The sequence below is a fragment of the Scandinavium sp. UTDF21-P1B genome, from assembly GCF_040750395.1.
Classification (GTDB): Bacteria; Pseudomonadota; Gammaproteobacteria; order Enterobacterales; family Enterobacteriaceae; genus Scandinavium.
In genome coordinates this window covers 149922-170146 of sequence record NZ_JBFLVD010000002.1, presented here as the reverse complement: position 1 = coordinate 170146, position 20225 = coordinate 149922, and the positions used below count along the sequence as shown (strand labels likewise).

The window sequence follows — 20225 nt, the reverse complement described above, 5'->3', positions numbered from 1 at the left end:
CACCGCCGCTACGGTGAACTCATGGGCTGAGCCTTCAGCCAGATCGGCCGCCGGAGTGAAGCTCCACCTGCCGTCTTCGTCCACCGGCACGCTGCCGATCAGCACGCCGTTGTCGTAGACATTAACGTGGTCAATATCTGCCGTGGCCTGACCCGCATAGGTCGGACGGAGATCGTTCGTGGTGCTGCCGTCCGCGATGGTGCCGGTGACAGGTGCCACGTCGTCGGTCAGGGTGACGGAGCCGTTTACTACACCAGAAGTCACGTTATCCGGCACGGAGGTGTCAACGGTGAAGCTCCAGCCGTCATCTTCGGTGCCGGACACCTGCGGGCCTTCATTGCCCGCTTTGTCCACGGCGGAGACGGTCAGCTCGTGATTGCCGTCGGCCAGATCGGTTTCCGGGGTGAAGCTCCACTTGCCGTCTTCGTCTACCGGTGCGCTGCCGATCAGCTCGCCGTTATCATAGATATTGACGTGATCGATATCCGGGGTAGCCTGGCCGGTCCAGGTCGGACGCGCGTCATCGGTGGTATCACCATCGGCAATCGGGCCCGTCACCGGGCCTACGTCGTCGGTCAGCTCTTCAGAACCTTTAACGATCCCGGAGGTCACGTTATCCGGCACGGAGGTGTCAACGGTGAAGCTCCAGCTACCGTCATTGGTACCGGATGTCTGCAGACCTTCATTGCCCGCCTTATCTACCGCGGAAACCGTAAACTCATGGCTGCCGTTCGCCAGATCGGTGGCAGGGGTAAAACTCCAGGTACCGTTTTTTTCCACCGGCGCGGAGCCGATAAGCTTACCGTTGTCGTAAATGTTGACGTGGTCGATATCGGCCGTCGCCTGACCGCTGTAGGTAGGACGTGCATCGTCGGTGGTGGCACCGTCGGCAATGGGGCCGGTCACCGGGCCTACGTCATCGGTCAGGGTGACAGCACCTTTAATAATGCCGGAAGTTTTATTGTCTGGCGGGAGGCTGTCGATGGTGAAGGTCCAGCTGCCGTCCTGGGTGCCGCTCATCTGTGGGCCTATGTTGCCCGCTTTATCCACCGCGGCGGCGGTGTACTCATGCGTGGAGCCTTCAGCGAGGCTGGTCGTCGGCGTATAGCTCCATTTGCCGTCCTGGCCAACCTTCGCGCTGCCCACCAGTTTGCCACCGTCGTAGATGTTGACGTGATCGATATCCGCAGTCGCTTTGCCCGAATAGAGCGGGCGCGTATCGTTGGTCAGTCCACCATCCTTGATGGTGCCGGTAATGGGCGCTACATCGTCATACAGGTTAAGCGAACCAGCCACCAGGCCTGACGTGACGTTATCCGGTGCGGTAGCATCCGGACGGCCGATGATCACAGGAGGGGAAACGTTTCCGGCGGGATCTTCTGCGACGATCGTCACGCCGCTGTCGCCTTCATGTATCGGGTTTGGGGAAATACTCCAGTTGCCTTTGTCGTCAGCGGTAACCGTGGTAGTTTCGCCAGTTTTTGGATCTGTAACGGTAACACTTGAGCCTGGCTCTGCGCTGCCGGATAGCCCCTTGTCATCATTCCCCGTCACGGTCGGCGCATCTGGCGCAGAGGTGTCTTTGTAGGTGGTATCGGCCGAACCACTGTTTCCGCTGGAATCTGTCACCGTTACGATTACAGTGCCATTGGGCTGAGAATTCGGGGCCTCAACGGACCAGTTGCCGTTGCCGTCAGTCTGGGTGGTGATCTTGCTACCGTCAGGCAGCGTAATGACCACAGTCGAGTCCGGGCTGGAGGACGAGCCAGAGAACTCCGGTCGACCGTCCTTATCCTTATCAGTCGCCGAATTAATGGTCACGGAAATACGGTGCGCGTCATCGTCATCGTGGTGGCCCTTGCCTGCTACCGCCGCCGCAATACCCGCCGCACCTGCGACGCCGCCGCCAATCAGCAGCCAGGGCAGCCAGCCAAATCCATAGCCGTCCGCCGCAGGATCGGCTACCAGGACGCCTTCGCCACCCAGTGCCAGCTCGCTACTGCCGCCGTCCGCCAGCGCTGGCGTATAGTCGGCTACGTCACCGGTAGTTGGAATAAATTCGTAATACTGACCGTTCTCAGCCCTGCCGATTAAGTGGAGCTCGTCGTTTTTATAATAATCTTCCAGAATGAGGTCAGCGTCCTCACGATCTTCACCCTCGAAGACCAGCACCAGGTCATTGCCAACGCGTTTAGTCACGATCACCTGCGGCGCATGGCCGGTCTGCTCGTCAATTAACTCAATATTAAAATGACCGCTTTGAGGCATCTGAATTTTCAGTGCAGCGTTTTTGCCAGCCTGAACCTCATGGGAGGAAACAATTCCTCCGCTTCCCCGAACATTTACCTTAATCGTCGTATCCATGTTGCTTCCTTATTTTGTCACGGAGCTGTCGAAAGCTACGTCCGTAGCCTTCCCATCCTTTGATTGTTCTGCGTTTTTGACGCCGTAAACTTCCACTTCGACTCTACGATTAGGTTGATTACAGCCAATGACATCGTCACGCTTTTTGTATTTATTGCAGTCCGTAATGGCCAGCGTCGTGCTGCCAACTCCGCGAGCGGAGAGCTTGCTGGCGGGTATTCCCGCCAGCATAAGCTGGTTCATTACCGTGCGGGCACGCTGCTCGGAAACAAACTGGTTTCGCTGCCAGTCCCCAAGCGGATCGGCGTGCCCCACCACTACAATTTTGTTAATGCTCTGATAGTCAGCATTAATTTTTCTGGCCAGCCGGTAAATGTTGTCAGTGGCTCCCGGCAGGAACCCCTCAACGTTATATTTGTCAAACATAAATAACGCCGAAACGTTAAGCATGTAGCTGGCGGAAGGACACTCCTGGTGCCCCTCTACGCGGGAAAGCGTATGCGCCTGAACTTTTACCGAAGCCAGCACCGCTTTCGCCTGCGCATCATCGACCCAGCGCCCTACGGCGTTACCTGACTCATCCATTGCAATCTGATAGAAATAGGTCTTACCGGCCTGCAGCGCCGGCGTGACCGCATTCGTTCCCTGTGCCAGGCCGACAATGCCGTGTTTACGGTTGCCCGGCGTTACCACCAGCGATGCCGCCCCCGGGCAAACAGAGACGCCCACTGCCTGATGTTCAGGATAAAGGCTGGCGTGATAGTCTTTATTAATAAAGACGTTCAACGGCAGCAGGGCGTAATTGTCATGGTTTCTTTGCAAGCGGAAAATAATGATCCGCGCACGCGTATTTTCCGCTTGCCACTGTGACGGCATAGCGGATAAATCCATTACCCACGGCGTTTCATTGACCTTTCCAGCAGCTGGTAATGCAGCGCTGGCATATCCTGTGCTCCCTGCAAAAGACAACAGGAGAAGCACGCAGAAAAATAACTTTCTGCTACCTGACATAAATTCATTCCTTATGGCTAAACATATATTATTTAAGAATGGCTGTTCCAGCCGGTATAACTTTCCTGATAATGACGCTGAGTCATTGATAAAAACACGGTCTTATTTAAATAATCGCTCACAAACAGCAACGACCTGCAGTTCATACGACAAACGCCCATTTTATTCAGAGCGTTAATTTTAATTCTGGAGATAGTTTTAACGGATAATTTCATCTTTGTGGCAATCAGCCCCGGTGGCTCACCGGCAAGCAGAGCGCGCAGAATAGCTGATTCTATCTCCGTCAGGCGATACAGCTCTCGCGACTCCTCACGCAGATACCGAAGCAGCCAGCTGACAACGCGGTTGCAGGCAATTCTGCGCGGTATAAAAATATTGAAGTAACCAAAATGGGCGTACTCTACGCTGTCATGGCGGGTAACAAACAGCAGTCGGATATTATGCGGTACGCCTTCGCTGAAAATACGGTTCAGACGCTCGCCGTCATTAATATCAATAATTGCCGTTGCACTGGCGGTTCCACAGACTTTCAGGCACGCCGGGCCGTCGCCCGGATTCAGTACCAACGCTTCATAACCCGCATTGATGAAGATTTCGCTGACGCCAAGGCTAAAAAAAGTATCATCAGATAGAATGTAAATTTTCATAGGCTACCAGCAAGATTAGCAATGGTTTTATCTTCGTTATAAAAATAAAACGGTCTGACGATGCCGGGCTTAAGGGAATAGCCCTTTACCTGAGAGGTCTCAATTCTCATTATAAAATCGTGTTCTATGCCAAAGGCCGACAGGCGGAATTTCAGAGCCTGCATAACCTGCCATAACCGCTGGTTTGATGATTTTAAGCCATGCAGATCCCACACATGATAAAGAATCTGCTCGTTACTAACGATCTGACCGTCAGCATTCTGCAGCAAGTATAAAAACAGCCTCAGCATTGTATCCCGGAAAATAAATGAACTTAGCTGACGACTTTTCGAGTCCAGGCTGCTTAATTTCTTATGAGCAATCTCAAGCTGAACGTTGCTTCCTATATAATAGCCAGCAAGTACCTTTTTCATACCAAACATTCCTATTAGAAGACAACTTCGGCATCTGGATCAATCAGGTCCATGATCGTGATGGTTACTCCGAATAATCCTATATTACCGAGAGCCAGTAAAAATTGAAGAATTTAAACCTGCAGCCAATACCTCAGCATGAATAGCTAGATTTAACTGTCCGCACAAATTTTTACACCAATTATTAACCTTGAGTGCCGCATAACATTCACATTTCAACAACAACACAAAGACTGTGGTTAAGGTTAATGCCTCAAAAAAGCATAAACATATTGAATCGTTTTTTATCAAGTTGCGGCACAATCAACTGGCAAACAGGAGTTACAATCTCATCACAGAATGAATAATAGGGATTTTGCAAAACCAGACAACCTGAAGCGTTTTATTAATAGCCTTTTATCAATTCAGAATCACCATTAAGAATGAATGCCATTTTCTTCATTAAAATCAACAAAATAAATCACCATCACCAATCTCTTAATACTGTGTATAATCCTCGTTAAGATTTTAAAGACAGGTGACAATGTTTGCTGTTTGTGTCTTTTTTTAATACAACCAGGCAAAAGTGAATTCATCTGCCGTCTGAAAGGTCTATTGCGCAACTGAAATGTAATTTCCATGTAACGGATAGCGTCTCCTACAGCGGCAGCTCAGAATATTCAAGAGAAAATTCCCAAAATAGTTGCCGTTGCCATTAATTGCATTTACCATACATTATTAATGCTAATAGTTCCCCCTCTGAATTATTTCCTCTACGGGTATTTGCGGAATGTGTTTTACCTATTTGCTAAATGACAGCGTTGAATTTCATCCCGATGAAAATTTGTTAATTAACAAACACAACACGCAGCAGCAGGTTTCTCTGTCAGCCTCAAGCGCGCGCTGTCTGCTTTTGTTGATCAAAAAAAGGGACATCGTTACACAAAATGAACTCTTCGAGTACGCATGGGGTAATAACGCCATATCCGCAACGCCTAACAATCTTTATCAAAATATCTCCTTACTACGTAAAGCGTTAAAAGGCCTGACAAGCCACAACAATAGCTGGATTGTGACGCTGCCACGTAAAGGCTTTCGCCTCGATGAAAGCGTAGTAGCAGAGGTAATAGTCGTTGAGAAGCATACTGAGACGGTATTGCCAGCAGTTAAAAACACGGTTCAGGAAAAACCGGGGAGTGGGGATTCTTTTTTTGCAAAATTCAGCCATCCGCAAACGGCTCACCTTCTCACGTATCTGGCTTTGGTTATCCTACTAATCCTTGGCGTGGTGACAGTTGATTATATGCTGTTTCCCAGAACCTCCATTGCCGAGAAATTTGTCTTTTATAAGAATGTCGGCGCCTGCAAGGTCTATTTTAATAAAGATACAAGAAGCTTCAAAACGCACTTCAAAATTCTGGACATGCTGGAGGCCAGTTGCCGTCGCAATCCATACACCTACATCACGATTTACCCTATTTTGCATACCGCCACAGTTCTCTCCTGCACGGTGCCAGTGGACAGCAAAGATCCTCAGTGTACCTCCAGCGTGATAAGAGGGTTTATATCACCATGATCCGGAAAATACTCTTTACCTTTCTGGCAATGGCGGTCTTTGGATCGGCAGGCCTCGCTATGCGGTTTTACCAGAAGCATCATTTTTCCTGCTCCGCCGAATATTATACCAATCTGAAAAGCCCCTATATGAAGGCCATATTTCGCCTTGTGTTCAATGGCGATGAGGGCGTCGCAACCCTGACAGGCGAAGTCAAGGACGAGCAGGACAGACATCTGGCATTGAGTCGACAGATTATCTTCACCTTTAAAGAGCAAAACTCGATTTACCTGATGCAGTCCGTCAAATCTATCCGAGAAAATTACGATGAGGTCGATAACAATACCCTGAGGCAGTTTATCAATGCCTTTTTCTATGAAGAACGGGCAACAATTCAGTACAGGATAACCCCGCAGCGCAACGGTGATTTCGTCATTCTTAACGGCAGACTGCCACTGGCTTATTGTCACCGATTCTAACCGAAAAACATCCGGACCTGAGCGGCCAGGTGCGTCCGCCAGTACAGGGGCTGGTATGTGTATAAGTGGAAAGGCAATCGTGAACATTGTCCTTTCCACTGGATGATTAGCGGCGGCTCAGGCTACCGCGGCGATAGAGGTTACGACGGATACGGCTCAGGCCAGGTTTTGGTTTACGCGGTTCGTCGAGGCTTGCCAGCACGATCTCCAGCACTCGCTCGGCAACGTCACGATGACGCTGAGCCACTGCCAGCACCGGACACTGAAGGAAATCGAGTAATTCATGATCGCCAAAGGTCGCAATCGCCAGTTCTGAAGGCAGCTTACCTTCACGACGTAACGTCACGTCCATCACACCCTGAAGAAGAGCAAAGGAAGTGGTAAACAGCGCCTGTGGCATTGGGTGAGTTTCCAGCCATTTTTCAAACAGCTGAGCGGCGGCTTCCCGCTCATAGCTGTTGGCATAAAGGAAATTCACTTCCCGCGGATCGTCCTTCCAGGCACTGCGAAAACCCTGTTCACGCAGGAAGCTAACCGATAGCTCAGGCAACGCGCCGAGATAGAGCACCGTATCGGCCGGGAATTTACGCAATTCAGCAGCCAGCGCTTCCGCATCTTCCTGGTCGGCACCCACAACGCTGGTGAAATGTTCACGATCCAGAGCACGATCGAGCGCAACGATTGGAAAAGAATCGTTAGCCCAACGCTGGTAGAAAGGATGTTCTGGCGGCAGCGAGGTGGATACGATAATGGCATCCACCTGGCGCTGCAAAAGGTGCTCAATGCAGCGCATTTCATTATCAGGCTGATCTTCAGAGCAGGCAATCAGCAGCTGATAACCACGCTGGCGCGCCTGACGCTCAAGATAGTTAGCAATGCGGGTATAACTGGTGTTTTCGAGATCGGGAATAACGAGGCCGATGGAGCGGGTTCGCCCCGCACGCAAGCCCGCGGCGACCGCGTTCGGATGATAGTTATGCTCACGTACAACGGCCATGACCTTTTCGACAGTTTTATCGCTGACGCGATACTGTTTCGCTTTTCCATTGATCACATAGCTCGCCGTGGTGCGTGACACGCCGGCAAGCCTGGCGATTTCATCCAGTTTCACAATTACCCCTTGCTTAAAATGTACGATCCATAACCATTGTTAAATCATGGAATAAATTCCATAACATCTAAACGCAGATTGCGTACAGCGGCAACCGCTTTTATCGGCACTGACCGACGAATTCGCAAAAAAAAGCCCGACGTCTGAGGCCGGGCTGAAATTTTCGGATGAAAGCCAGGCTTAACGCATAATTTTGTCACCACGCGACAGGCCGACGACGCCAGAGCGCGCTACTTCAACAATGCGTGCAACATCGCGCAACGAAGCCAGGAAGGCGTCGAGCTTGTCGCTGGTTCCCGCCAGTTGAACGGTATAGATAGACGGCGTGACGTCAATAATCTGGCCGCGGAAGATTTCAGTATTACGCTTCACTTCCTCACGTCCATAACCGCTGGCCTGGACTTTCACCAGCATGATCTCGCGCTCAACGTGCGCCCCCTGCCCCAGTTCACTGACGCGTAAAACATCCACTAACTTGTGCAGCTGTTTTTCGATCTGCTCGATCACTTTCTCATCCCCGACCGTCTGGATCGTCATGCGGGAAAGCGTGGGATCGTCGGTAGGCGCGACGGTAAGGCTTTCAATGTTGTATCCACGCTGGGAGAAAAGCCCGATCACGCGCGACAGCGCGCCCGATTCATTCTCCAGCAGGACTGATAAGATCCGGCGCATAATCAGGTTCTCTCCGTTTTGCTCAGCCACATTTCATCCATACCGCCGCCGCGAATATGCATCGGATAGACGTGCTCGCTGCCGTCAACGATCACATCCACGAACACCAGACGGTTGTTACGCACCTGCTCCAGCGCTTCGCCGAGTTTCGCTTCAAGCTCCGCAGGATCGCTAACGCGAATCCCCACGTGACCGTAAGCCTCTGCCAGACGAACGAAATCAGGCAGCGATGACATATAAGATTGCGAATGGCGACCAGAGTAGATCATGTCCTGCCACTGTTTCACCATCCCGAGGTAACCGTTGTTAAGGTTCAGCACCAGCACCGGCAGCTCGTACTGCAATGCGGTTGAGAGTTCCTGAATGTTCATCTGAATGCTGCCGTCGCCCGTCACACACACGACGGTTTCGTCCGGCAGTGCCATTTTTACCCCCAGCGCAGCAGGCAAGCCGAACCCCATCGTGCCCAGCCCACCTGAGTTGATCCAATGACGAGGTTTGTCGAACGGGTAATAGAGGGCGGCAAACATCTGGTGCTGACCGACATCAGAAGTCACGTAGGCTTCGCCTTTCGTCAGCTTCCAGATAGTCTCGATCACCGCCTGCGGCTTGATGTGTTCGCTTTGGGTGTCATACTTCAGGCACTGACGTGCACGCCATTGTTCAATCTGCTGCCACCAGTCACGGATATCGTCTAATGGCTGAGTCACAGTTTCCTGTTCGAGCAACTCAAGCATCTGCTCGAGTACCATTCGCGCATCGCCGACAATCGGTACATCTGCCGCCACCGTTTTGGAAATCGAAGTCGGGTCGATGTCAATGTGCAGCACCGTCGCGTTCGGACAGTATTTGGCGAGATTGTTTGTTGTGCGATCGTCAAAACGAACGCCAACGGCAAAGATCACATCGGAGTTATGCATCGTCATATTGGCTTCATAGGTGCCGTGCATCCCCAGCATACCAAGCGCCTGACGATGCGTTGCCGGGAAAGCACCCAGCCCCATTAAAGAAGAAGCCACGGGCAGATTCAGTTTTTCAATTAACGTACGCAGCTCACCTTCGCAGGCGCTATTGATCGCCCCTCCGCCGACGTACACCACCGGTTTTTTCGCCGCGACAAGCGTTTGCAAAGCACGCTTAATCTGCCCTTTATGGCCCGTGGTGGTCGGGTTGTAGGAGCGCATACTCACCGATTCCGGCCAGCTGTAAGGCAGCTTATTCGCCGGATTGAGAATATCTTTTGGTAAGTCGACAACTACCGGGCCCGGGCGCCCGCTCGCGGCGAGCCAGAATGCTTTTTTCAGTACGCCGGGAATGTCTTCAGTCTGCTTCACCAGAAAGCTATGCTTCACCACCGGTCGGGAAACGCCCACCATATCGCACTCCTGGAAAGCATCGTAACCAATCAGCGACGTGGCGACCTGGCCGGAGAGAACGACCAGAGGAACAGAATCCATATAGGCGGTAGCAATACCGGTAATGGCGTTTGTTGCACCGGGGCCAGATGTCACCAGCACGACGCCCACTTCGCCAGTCGCGCGAGCCAGGCCATCGGCCATATGCACGGCCGCCTGTTCATGACGAACCAGCACATGATCAATTCCGCCCACGGTATGCAGCGCATCGTAAATATCAAGAACTGCGCCTCCGGGATAGCCGAATACCTGTTTTACGCCCTGATCGATAAGCGATCGAACGACCATCTCGGCGCCAGACAACATCTCCATGGTTTGCCTCCAGGCTTAGTTAATGACGGCGGAACTCATTTCCGCATCGTCATACAACAGGGTGAATGTGCGCCCCGTTGATTTCAGAATGACAGCATTTCCTTAACATAACCGCTCGTCATCAGGCAGGCAATCGGCAGCCGGGCGGCACTGAAAGTGCCCGACAGCAGAAAAATGAGGCATCAGAAAGCTTATTAGTGGAATACTTCAGGAATAAGAAAAGTGAATGAAAAAAATTCGAAAGAAAAGGGACATCACAGGCGATCATGCATTTTTGATCCCTGACGCATCGACTCGCTGATTAAACATCAGTAGAAAATATTGATATGAAGATGATAATCAGAACAAACCAGATGCAAGCGCACCTGGTTTACATTCGGAAACTTAACGACGGCAAACAGAAACCAGCAACTCTTCCATCCACTGGTGTCCTTTATCGCGCCCCGCCGCTTCATGCCACGAAAGGAAACAGGTGCGGCTGTTTAATTTCATTGGCAGCGGCAGCATTTTTATATTCAGTTTTTCGGTGAATTCTTCCACCAGCCAGCGCGGAGCAATTGCTACCAGATCGGTTTGCGACACAACATTCAGTACGCTGATTAATGCCATCCCCTGGTAGGCAATGCTGGCCTGTTTTTCTGGCGTATCGTACCAGGGCTGACTAAATGAAGCATAGCGCTCCAGAGACACCACCGCGTGCTCTTCCCGGTAAATATCGCTTTCTTTCATTGGGCCCGTCAATCGTGGATGGTTTGCACTGGCAACCAACACCATCTCATCGCGGAATAATGGAAGACAGGTAAATTCAGGGCGACGGAACTCTTCATAGCCGATGACAAACTCAAGTTCCTGGTAGCGTAGCTGATGTTCAGTGTTTTGATTTAAGCAGGACTTAAATATTAAATGGATATTGGGTGCGACCTTATTCACATAATTAAGAATTGAAGAGGTCAACGCATTATCCAGAGGACTGCAAACGCAGAGATTAAACACCCGATCGCTGCTTACCGGTTCAAAACCCGAACCCGGCAGTTCATTCTGCACCAGTTGCAAGGCCTGACGAATGGAACCAAACAGCTGCGAAGCTCTGGCAGTAGGCTGAATGCCGCGGCCATAGCGTACGAACAACTCATCATTGAACATGACTTTCAGGCGCGAAACTGCATTGCTGACGGCGGGCTGTGACATCCCTAAAATATGCGCCGCTCGCGTAATATTCTGCTCCTGCATAACCGCATCAAAAACGGTCAGTAAATTCAGGTCAACTGAACGGAGCTGGGGGCAATTCTGCTCCTGGCCTGAACCTGTAGATGCGGCTTCTTTGTCAACCACCATAGTAGACTCCACTGTCATACGAACTCCCTTTTACCGGGTACAGCAACAAATATTAAGAACAGGATTTAACATGCATATACACAGGGAAGAAGATATGCAGAGATAATTAGGAATTTATAAAGGCGGGCCATTAAGTAACAAAAAAACAAGCATTCTGCCACGCTGGCTCCCCGCCAATCCATATACGAGACTTTATAGGCAAATTTTAATCATAAACCAGGAAAATAGACAACAATAGTTTGAGTCAAGAATAGTCTCAGAGATTTAAATTCTATTTCGGAAGCGATCTTATTCACATAACATTTTACTAGCAATTAACTATGAAAATTCCTAAAAATAGAAAACACACAACGTTAATTACCGCCATATCATCGCGTTACCCTTTCAGGCCTGGCATTGATGTCCTTTTCCAAATAAGAATATTCATGTTCAGCTGCTACATTTCATTAAAAAAAATAAGTATGAATTAAAACAATCTGCGAGAAAAAAAAGATTCATCAGAACAATCAGCTAAGGAATATTCTTATCTCAACAACAGAATACCTGGCATTTTCAGCAGAAAAGGTTGACATCGATCGGCATATCCAGTACCACTAAAAGCATATCGAATTCATCTGGGGCATGACGCAATGATCCGTACTACTCGTTTCACCGGTCTACTACTACTAAACGCATTCACTGTGCGCGGTAGACTGGTGGGCGACGTTTTACGTTAAGTCATCCCCTGGTAAGACTAAAAACCCGCGCCTTAGCGCGGGTTTTTTTATGCTCGTAGCAAGGCGACCTAAGACTGACAAGGACCAAAACCATGAGCCAACAAGTCGTTATCTTCGATACCACCTTACGTGACGGTGAACAGGCATTACAGGCAAGCCTGAGCGTGAAAGAGAAACTGCAGATCGCGCTGGCCCTCGAACGCATGGGTGTTGACGTGATGGAAGTCGGTTTCCCTGTCTCCTCACCGGGCGATTTCGAATCCGTTCAGACTATCGCTCGCACCGTGAAAAACAGCCGCGTCTGCGCCCTGGCTCGCTGCGTCGAGAAAGACATTGATGTGGCTGCAGAGTCCCTGAAGGTGGCTGAAGCTTTCCGTATTCACACCTTCATTGCCACTTCCCCAATGCACATCGCCACTAAGCTGCGCAGCACGCTGGACGAAGTCATTGAGCGCTCAATCTATATGATCAAGCGCGCCCGCAATTACACCGACGACGTTGAATTTTCCTGTGAAGATGCAGGCCGCACGCCGATTGAAGATTTGTCCCGCGTCGTCGAAGCCGCCATCAACGCCGGTGCGCGTACCATCAATATTCCTGATACCGTCGGCTACACCATGCCGTTCGAGTTCGCCAATATCATTTCCGGGCTGTATGAGCGCGTTCCTAACATCGACAAAGCGATTATCTCCGTTCACACCCACGACGACCTCGGCCTGGCCGTTGGCAACGCCATCGCCGCCGTACACGCAGGCGCTCGTCAGGTCGAAGGCGCAATGAACGGCATCGGAGAACGAGCGGGTAACTGTTCGCTGGAAGAAGTGATCATGGCGATCAAAGTCCGCAAAGACATCATGAACGTGCAGACGCGCATCAATCACAACGAAATCTGGCGCACCAGCCAGACCGTGAGCCAGATCTGCAGCATGCCGATCCCGGCGAACAAAGCAATTGTTGGTACCGGGGCCTTCGCCCACTCCTCCGGCATTCATCAGGACGGCGTGCTGAAAAATCGTGAAAACTACGAAATCATGACCCCGGAATCCATCGGCCTGAATCAGGTGCAGCTGAACCTGACTTCCCGCTCTGGCCGCGCGGCAGTGAAGCACCGTATGGATGAAATGGGCTACAAAGAGACCGATTACAGCCTGGATAACCTGTACGACGCGTTCCTGAAGCTGGCCGACAAAAAAGGCCAGGTCTTTGACTATGACCTGGAAGCACTGGCCTTTATTAACAAACAGCAGGAAGAGCCAGAGCATTTCCGCCTGGACTATTTCAGCGTGCAGTCCGGCTCCAACGATATCGCTACCGCCTCCGTCAAGCTCGCCTGTGGCGAAGAAGTCAAAGCCGAAGCGGCAAACGGCAACGGCCCGGTCGATGCGGTTTACCAGGCCATCAACCGTATCACCAACTTCAACATCGAGCTGGTGAAATACGGTCTGACTGCCAAAGGTCACGGTAAAGACGCGCTGGGTCAGGTGGATATCGTGGCGAACTATAACGGCCGCCGCTTCCACGGCGTAGGCCTGGCAACGGACATCGTTGAGTCCTCCGCTAAGGCGATGGTGCACGTGCTGAACAATATCTGGCGTGCAAACGAAGTCGAAAAAGAGTTGCAGCGCAAAGCGCAGAATAACGAGAACAAAAAGGAAACCGTGTAATGTCGAAGAATTACCATATTGCTGTGTTACCGGGCGACGGTATTGGCCCGGAAGTGATGGCACAAGCCCTGAAAGTCCTGGAAGCCGTGCGTAGCCGTTTTGACATGCGCATTACCACCAGCCACTACGACGTAGGCGGCATCGCTATCGATAAGCACGGTAAACCGCTGCCGCAGGCAACGGTAGAAGGCTGTGAGCAGGCCGATGCCATCCTGTTCGGCTCCGTCGGCGGCCCGAAATGGGAAAACCTGCCTCCTGCCGAGCAGCCGGAGCGTGGGGCGCTGCTGCCGCTGCGCAAGCATTTCAAACTGTTCTCTAATCTGCGCCCGGCAAAACTGTATCAGGGGCTGGAAGAGTTCTGCCCGCTGCGCGCAGATATTGCCGCCAACGGCTTCGACATTCTGTGCGTCCGTGAACTGACCGGCGGCATCTATTTTGGACAGCCAAAAGGCCGTGAAGGCAGCGGCCAGCACGAAAAAGCCTTTGATACCGAGGTGTATCACCGCTTTGAAATCGAGCGAATTGCGCGTATCGCCTTTGAGTCTGCCCGCAAGCGCCGTCATAAAGTGACGTCTATCGATAAAGCCAACGTATTGCAGACCTCCATTCTGTGGCGCGAAATCGTTAACGAAATCGCGAAAGAGTATCCCGACGTCGAGCTGGCGCACATGTACATCGATAACGCTACCATGCAACTGATTAAGGATCCGTCCCAGTTCGACGTGCTGCTTTGCTCTAACCTGTTCGGCGACATTCTCTCAGATGAGTGCGCGATGATTACCGGTTCGATGGGCATGCTGCCATCAGCAAGCCTCAATGAGCAAGGTTTTGGCCTGTACGAACCGGCTGGCGGCTCCGCGCCTGATATCGCTGGCAAAAATATCGCCAACCCGATTGCGCAGATCCTGTCGCTGGCGCTGCTGCTGCGCTACAGCCTGGACGCAAACGACGCGGCCACGGCTATTGAAAATGCGATTAACCGTGCATTAGAGCAAGGCGTACGTACCGGCGATTTGGCCCGCGGCAACGCGGCGGTCAGCACTGATGAAATGGGCGACATCATCGCCCGCTATGTTGCAGAAGGGGTGTAATCATGGCGAAGACGTTATACGAAAAATTGTTTGATGCGCACATCGTTCACGAAGCGCCAAACGAAACCCCGCTGCTGTATATCGACCGTCATCTGGTGCACGAGGTCACATCCCCGCAGGCGTTTGACGGCCTGCGCGCGCACCATCGTCCGGTGCGTCAGCCGGGCAAAACCTTCGCCACGATGGATCACAACGTGTCGACGGAGACCAAAGACATCAACGCCTCCGGTGAAATGGCGCGTATTCAGATGCAGGAGCTCATCAAGAACTGTAACGAGTTTGGCGTGGAGCTGTATGACCTGAATCACCCGTATCAGGGCATTGTGCATGTGATGGGGCCAGAGCAAGGGATTACCCTGCCGGGCATGACCATCGTCTGCGGCGATTCCCACACCGCCACCCACGGCGCGTTTGGCGCACTGGCGTTCGGTATCGGCACGTCCGAAGTGGAGCATGTACTGGCCACGCAGACCCTTAAGCAGGGCCGCGCGAAGACCATGAAAATTGAGGTTAAAGGCAAGGCTGCACCGGGCATCACGGCGAAAGATATCGTGCTGGCGATTATCGGCAAAACCGGCAGCGCGGGCGGTACCGGGCACGTGGTCGAATTCTGCGGCGACGCCATCCAGGCGCTGACGATGGAAGGCCGCATGACCCTGTGCAACATGGCGATTGAGATGGGCGCGAAAGCAGGTCTTGTTGCGCCAGATGAAACCACCTTCAACTACGTCAAAGGTCGCCTGCACGCACCGAAAGGCCAGCATTTTGACGATGCCGTTGCGTACTGGAAAACCCTGAAAACCGACGCCGACGCAAAATTCGATACCGTCGTGACCTTACAGGCCGAAGAGATCGCCCCGCAGGTCACCTGGGGCACCAACCCGGGCCAGGTGATTTCCGTCAACGACAGCATTCCGGACCCGACCTCGTTTGCCGATCCGGTTGAACGTGCAAGTGCTGAAAAAGCGCTGGCGTATATGGGCCTGAAGCCAGGCATCCCGCTGACCGAAGTGGCGATCGATAAAGTCTTTATCGGCTCCTGCACCAACTCCCGCATTGAGGATTTACGCGCAGCGGCAGAAATTGCCAAAGGGCGCAAAGTCGCACCAGGCGTTCAGGCGCTGGTCGTACCGGGTTCCGGTCCGGTAAAAGCCCAGGCGGAAGCAGAAGGCCTGGATAAGATTTTCATCGAAGCCGGTTTTGAATGGCGTTTACCGGGCTGCTCTATGTGCCTGGCAATGAACAACGACCGCCTGAATCCGGGCGAGCGCTGCGCCTCCACCAGCAACCGTAACTTTGAAGGCCGTCAGGGCCGCGGCGGTCGTACGCACCTGGTCAGTCCTGCAATGGCCGCGGCAGCCGCCGTGACCGGCCACTTCGCCGACATCCGTGGAATGAAATAAGGAGACCCTCATGGCAGAGAAATTTACCCAACATACCGGCCTGGTTGTCCCACTGGATGCGGCAAACGTCGACACCGATGCGATCATTCCGAAGCAGTTTTTACAGAAAGTGACCCGTACCGGCTTCGGTGCGCACCTGTTCAACGACTGGCGATTCCTCGATGACAAGGGAGAGCAACCGAACCCGGAATTCGTGCTGAACTTCCCGGAGTACAAGGGGGCGTCCATTCTGCTGGCGCGTGAAAACTTTGGCTGCGGTTCATCGCGTGAACACGCTCCATGGGCACTGACCGACTATGGATTCAAAGTCGTGATTGCACCGAGCTTCGCCGACATCTTCTACGGCAACAGCTTCAACAACCAGCTGCTGCCGGTCACGCTGAGCGATGAGCAGGTCGATGACCTGTTTAAGCAGGTGCAGGCGAATCCGGGCATGACTTTTGAAGTGGATCTGGAAGCGCAGGTGGTAAAAGCAGGCGATAAAGCCTACAGCTTTACGCTCGACGCCTTCCGCCGCCACTGTATGCTGAACGGTCTCGACAGCATCGGCCTGACGCTTCAGCATGAAGACGCCATCTCAGCGTACGAAAGCAAACAGCCTGCGTTTATGAGCTGAACCGGGTGCCGGATGCGGCGCCCCCTTAATCCGGCTTACAAAAAAATCAGTCCCCTGTAGGCCGGATAAGCTCTGCGCATCCGGCATTTCTACTTAAACATCCTTCACCCTGCAGGTCAGGCCAAACGCCATTAGCGAAATTACCGCAATCACCCAATAGACAAAGTGATGACCGAAGCTTTGCGCTACCGCGCCCTGAATCACGCCCGCCAGAATCACCCCCGTTGAAATGCTGTTAGTGAAAAGCGTCGTCGCGGAACCCGCTCGTCCCGGCATCAGATCCTGAAACCACAGCATGCCGATCCCGGCGATAATCCCGATAAACACCGCGTTGAATAACTGAAGGATCAGCAGCGCCTCGCGGCTGTGGAACACTATCAGCCCGGCGTAGAAAAGCACGCCTGCGGCCACGGCGGTCATCATCATCCGGCGTTTACCAAAGCGTTTGACGTAGTAGCCTGCAAGGATCATCGCCGGGATCTCAAGCCCGGCCGCCGTTCCCATCAGAATGCCCGCCAGGCTATCCGGCAGCCCCAAATCACTGCTGATCCACAAAGGCATATCGATGATATACATGGTGTTGCAGGTCCACATCAGCGTGGAAGCGATAAACAACATACGTACATTTTTATCGCCCCAGCCGCTGACCGCGGTCAGCGCCACCGTTGCGGGTTGCTCCACGCGCGCCACCGAAGGCAGCGCGAAGGCAATCAGCGCCAGACCCAGCACAAAAATCCCGGCGGCAATAGAAAACATCACGGTAAAGCCGTAATTCAGCGCCAGCATAAAGGCCAGCGGCGGACCGATTACCCACGCCAGCGAAAGTTGCGCGCGCATAACAGAGCTGAACATCACCACTTCACGGGCCGAACTGTCGGCGTATTCACGTGCCAGGGCGAAAAGCTGCGGCATAGCCGTGTTGGCGAGGGATGCCAGCAGCACGCCGCAGGTGATGAGCGTCAGATAATGGCGGTTAAAGGCGAACAGTAACGCGTTACCCACGGCCATCAGGCAGCAAAACATGATGAGCTTGCGCCTGTCGCCCTTGCGATCCGAACGTTTGGCGAGCCCAAGGCTCACGGCAATCCCGGCAATGGCGTTAACGGTGTAAAACAGGCCGACCCAGAACGGCTGTACGCCCACTTCCCGACTAAGAAACAGGCTCAGGGTCGGCGCCTGCAAAGCCCCGGCCACGCCAATCATGAACGCCACCAGCATAAAAGCCGCGTACACCCCGTTCAGGCGTCGTCCCATCGTCATCAGCCAGAGCATGATTGTTCCTTATCCACCAAAGAGAAACGAAAAAAGCCAGCAGAACGGTTCTGCTGGCGGGTGATTTTACACCAATACTCAGTCACACATGATCAGGCAAGTTAGTGGGATCAAGAAGCCGGCGTTGTAACTTCCCACTGCATCAGATCTTCCAGCATCTTCAGGCGCGTTCCTGCGACCAGGCGGGCCAGCCATGACGCTCCCTGCGTCGCCAAAAAGTACTGTTGATAAAACTGACGGACAGTTGGCTGCTTCATCGTCACCTCCTCACTTCATCGAAATGAATTATTGGCTTAATATGAGGATAAATAAATTGCTGAGTTTTCACCGGGAGTTCCCCTTTTATGTCCTCTGGTCGTCTGCAACAACAGTTCATCCGCTTATGGCAGTGCTGTGACGGAAAATCCCAGGAGACCACGCTCAACGAGCTGGCGGAATTGCTGAGTTGCTCACGCCGCCATATGCGCACGCTGCTTAACACCATGGAAGAGCGCGGCTGGCTCACCTGGCAGGCGGAGGCCGGACGCGGCAAGCGCTCACATCTCACCTTCCTTTATACAGGCCTCGCGCTTCAGCAGCAGCGGGCTGAGGACCTGCTCGAGCAGGACAGAATCGATCAGCTTGTGCAACTCGTCGGCGATAAAGCCACCGTGCGTCAGATGCTGGTGTCCCATCTGGGGCGCAGCTTCCGCCAGGGTCGGCATATTCTGCGGGTGCTCTACTACCGCCCGATGCGCAACCTGCTGCCCGGCACGCCGCTGCGCCGCTCGGAGACCCACATCGCCCGGCAGATTTTCAGCGCCCTGACGCGCATAAATGAGGAAAACGGGGAACTGGAAGCGGATATTGCGCACCACTGGCAGCAAATTTCCCCTTTACACTGGCGATTTTACCTCCGACCAGGCATCCATTTTCACCACGGACGTGAACTGGAAATGGAAGACGTTATCCATTCTTTGCAGCGCATTAACACTCTGCCGCTCTATGCGCACATCAGTCAAATTGATTCCCCGACGGCCTGGACGCTGGATATCCACCTCTCTCGTCCTGACCGCTGGCTCCCCTGGCTACTCGGCCACATTCCGGCGATGATCCTGCCGCAGGAATGGGAAACCATGCACAATTTTTCCAGCCTGCCGGTGGGCACCGGGCCTTATGCCGTTGTCCGCAACAACGAGAATCAGCTGAAGATCCACGCATTCGACGACTTCTTTGGCTTTCGTGCGCTGATCGACGAAGTGAACGTCTGGGTCTTACCAGAAATTAGCGACGAGGTGACCTGTGGCCTGACGCTGGAAGGCTCCAGTTCCACCGAGGGTGAAAAAGCGGTAGAAAGTCGCCTGGAGGAAGGGTGTTATTACCTGCTTTTCGACGCCCGAAGCCAGAAGGGCCTGGCGGACGATGTTCGTCGTTGGGTAAGCGAAATCCTCTCCCCTGCCAACCTGCTCTACCACGCCGACGAACAGTATCAGGGCTACTGGTTCCCGGCCTACGGCCTGCTACCGCGCTGGCACCACGCCCGCCCCGGCAAAGGCGAGAAGCCCCCCGGGCTGGAAACGCTCACGCTTACCTATTACCGGGAGCATCTGGAGCATAAGAACATTGCGCTAATCATGAGCCGACTGCTGGCTGAACATCAGGTGAAGCTGGTGATTCAGGAACTTGACTACGATGAATGGCACCGCGGCGAAGCGCAAAGCGATATGTGGCTCAACAGCGCCAACTTCACGCTGCCGCTGGACTTCTCGCTCTTCGCACACCTGTTTGAAGTGCCGCTGATCCAGCACTGCATTCCGCTGGACTGGCAACAGGCCGCCACCGACTGGCAGGCGGGGGAGATCAACCTCGCCAACTGGTCGCAGCAGCTGATTGCCCGGCGTGACATCGTACCGTTGATCCACCACTGGCTGCGCATCCAGGGGCAGCGCAGTATGCGTGGCCTGCGGATGAACACGCTCGGCTGGTTTGACTTTAAGTCAGCCTGGTTTGCGCCGCCCGACCCTTAATCCCCACCGCGAGGCTTCCTGAAAAGTCACAAACTCATTACAATAACGCCGTTCTCAACGGGGTGCTGCAAAACGCGGCTGAGATAATACCCGTCGAACCTGATCCGGATAACGCCGGCGAAGGGATTTGAGGCTCACTCAAAATCCTTTGCCACCCCTAATTT

The 20225-nt window shown here is 53.0% G+C and carries 18 protein-coding genes and 1 riboswitch; of the genes, 7 read left to right on the top strand and 11 right to left on the bottom strand.

The annotated features are described in order from the left end of the window. From AB1287_RS01685 to AB1287_RS01670, 4 genes are all read right to left on the bottom strand, one after another. The coding region (locus AB1287_RS01685) for an Ig-like domain-containing protein (RefSeq protein ID WP_435616754.1) at positions 1–2364 on the bottom strand (2364 nt) is incomplete at its 3' end. 9 nt (positions 2365–2373) lie between these two features. Then, a complete protein-coding gene (locus AB1287_RS01680; protein ID WP_435616753.1) occupies positions 2374–3255 on the bottom strand; it encodes an OmpA family protein in 882 nt (293 codons plus the stop codon). Positions 3256–3407: 152 nt separating this feature from the next. Then, positions 3408–4022, bottom strand: coding sequence for a LuxR C-terminal-related transcriptional regulator (locus AB1287_RS01675; RefSeq protein ID WP_435616752.1), 615 nt, complete (start codon positions 4020–4022; stop codon positions 3408–3410). Next, positions 4019–4435 (bottom strand): transcriptional regulator, encoded by a 417-nt coding sequence (locus tag AB1287_RS01670; protein ID WP_435616751.1) that lies wholly within the window; start codon positions 4433–4435, stop codon positions 4019–4021. Before AB1287_RS01670 ends, AB1287_RS01675 begins: the two co-directional genes overlap by 4 nt. A 769-nt stretch (positions 4436–5204) precedes the next feature. Here AB1287_RS01670 and AB1287_RS01665 point away from each other — a divergent pair. After that, on the top strand, positions 5205–5990 hold the full coding sequence (locus AB1287_RS01665) for a transcriptional regulator (protein ID WP_435616750.1): 786 nt from the start codon (positions 5205–5207) through the stop codon (positions 5988–5990). Here the strand turns inward: AB1287_RS01665 and AB1287_RS01660 are convergent. The 5 genes from AB1287_RS01660 to leuO form a co-directional block, all read right to left on the bottom strand. Continuing rightward, positions 5948–6535, bottom strand: coding sequence for a hypothetical protein (locus AB1287_RS01660; protein WP_435616749.1), 588 nt, complete (start codon positions 6533–6535; stop codon positions 5948–5950). The two genes, AB1287_RS01665 and AB1287_RS01660, sit on opposite strands and share 43 nt — an antisense overlap. Positions 6536–6554: 19 nt before the next feature. Beyond that, positions 6555–7559 carry a catabolite repressor/activator gene (gene cra, locus AB1287_RS01655; RefSeq protein ID WP_435616748.1) on the bottom strand — a complete coding sequence of 335 codons (1005 nt, stop codon included), beginning with the start codon at positions 7557–7559 and terminating at the stop codon, positions 6555–6557. A 180-nt stretch (positions 7560–7739) separates the two neighbouring features. Next, positions 7740–8231: an acetolactate synthase small subunit gene (ilvN, locus tag AB1287_RS01650; protein ID WP_097162857.1), complete on the bottom strand. Its 492-nt coding sequence runs from the start codon at positions 8229–8231 to the stop codon at positions 7740–7742. 2 nt (positions 8232–8233) lie between these two features. Beyond that, complete coding sequence (gene ilvI / locus AB1287_RS01645) at positions 8234–9958, bottom strand: acetolactate synthase 3 large subunit (RefSeq protein ID WP_435616747.1); 1725 nt, start codon at positions 9956–9958, stop codon at positions 8234–8236. Between the two features lie 384 nt (positions 9959–10342). Next, positions 10343–11311, bottom strand: coding sequence for a transcriptional regulator LeuO (leuO, locus tag AB1287_RS01640; protein WP_312626126.1), 969 nt, complete (start codon positions 11309–11311; stop codon positions 10343–10345). Positions 11312–11922: 611 nt separating this feature from the next. On the opposite strand from leuO, the gene leuL reads away from it, so the two are divergent. From leuL to leuD, 5 genes are all read left to right on the top strand, one after another. Next, a complete protein-coding gene (gene leuL / locus AB1287_RS01635) occupies positions 11923–12009 on the top strand; it encodes a leu operon leader peptide (RefSeq protein WP_101706271.1) in 87 nt (28 codons plus the stop codon). 92 nt (positions 12010–12101) lie between these two features. Further along, the gene (gene leuA, locus AB1287_RS01630) at positions 12102–13673 is read left to right on the top strand and encodes a 2-isopropylmalate synthase (protein WP_312626125.1); all 1572 of its coding nucleotides are present in this window, start codon (positions 12102–12104) and stop codon (positions 13671–13673) included. Beyond that, positions 13673–14764: a 3-isopropylmalate dehydrogenase gene (gene leuB, locus AB1287_RS01625; protein WP_435616746.1), complete on the top strand. Its 1092-nt coding sequence runs from the start codon at positions 13673–13675 to the stop codon at positions 14762–14764. The genes leuA and leuB overlap by 1 nt, the downstream gene beginning before the upstream one ends. Positions 14765–14766: 2 nt before the next feature. After that, complete coding sequence (gene leuC, locus AB1287_RS01620) at positions 14767–16167, top strand: 3-isopropylmalate dehydratase large subunit (RefSeq protein WP_435616745.1); 1401 nt, start codon at positions 14767–14769, stop codon at positions 16165–16167. A 10-nt stretch (positions 16168–16177) separates the two neighbouring features. Then, on the top strand, positions 16178–16783 hold the full coding sequence (gene leuD / locus AB1287_RS01615; RefSeq protein WP_435616744.1) for a 3-isopropylmalate dehydratase small subunit: 606 nt from the start codon (positions 16178–16180) through the stop codon (positions 16781–16783). A gap of 93 nt (positions 16784–16876) precedes the next feature. Here leuD and AB1287_RS01610 read toward each other — a convergent pair whose 3' ends face one another. Both AB1287_RS01610 and sgrT read right to left on the bottom strand, forming a co-directional pair. Next, positions 16877–18055 (bottom strand): sugar efflux transporter, encoded by a 1179-nt coding sequence (locus AB1287_RS01610; RefSeq protein WP_435616743.1) that lies wholly within the window; start codon positions 18053–18055, stop codon positions 16877–16879. 110 nt (positions 18056–18165) lie between these two features. Then, entirely contained in the window at positions 18166–18312 is a 147-nt protein-coding gene (gene sgrT / locus AB1287_RS01605) for a glucose uptake inhibitor SgrT (protein WP_435616742.1), read from the bottom strand. 87 nt (positions 18313–18399) lie between these two features. On the opposite strand from sgrT, the gene sgrR reads away from it, so the two are divergent. Further along, a complete protein-coding gene (gene sgrR / locus AB1287_RS01600; protein WP_435616741.1) occupies positions 18400–20061 on the top strand; it encodes an HTH-type transcriptional regulator SgrR in 1662 nt (553 codons plus the stop codon). Between the two features lie 48 nt (positions 20062–20109). Next, a riboswitch (TPP riboswitch) is annotated at positions 20110–20205 on the top strand. Positions 20206–20225 lie beyond the last annotated feature (20 nt).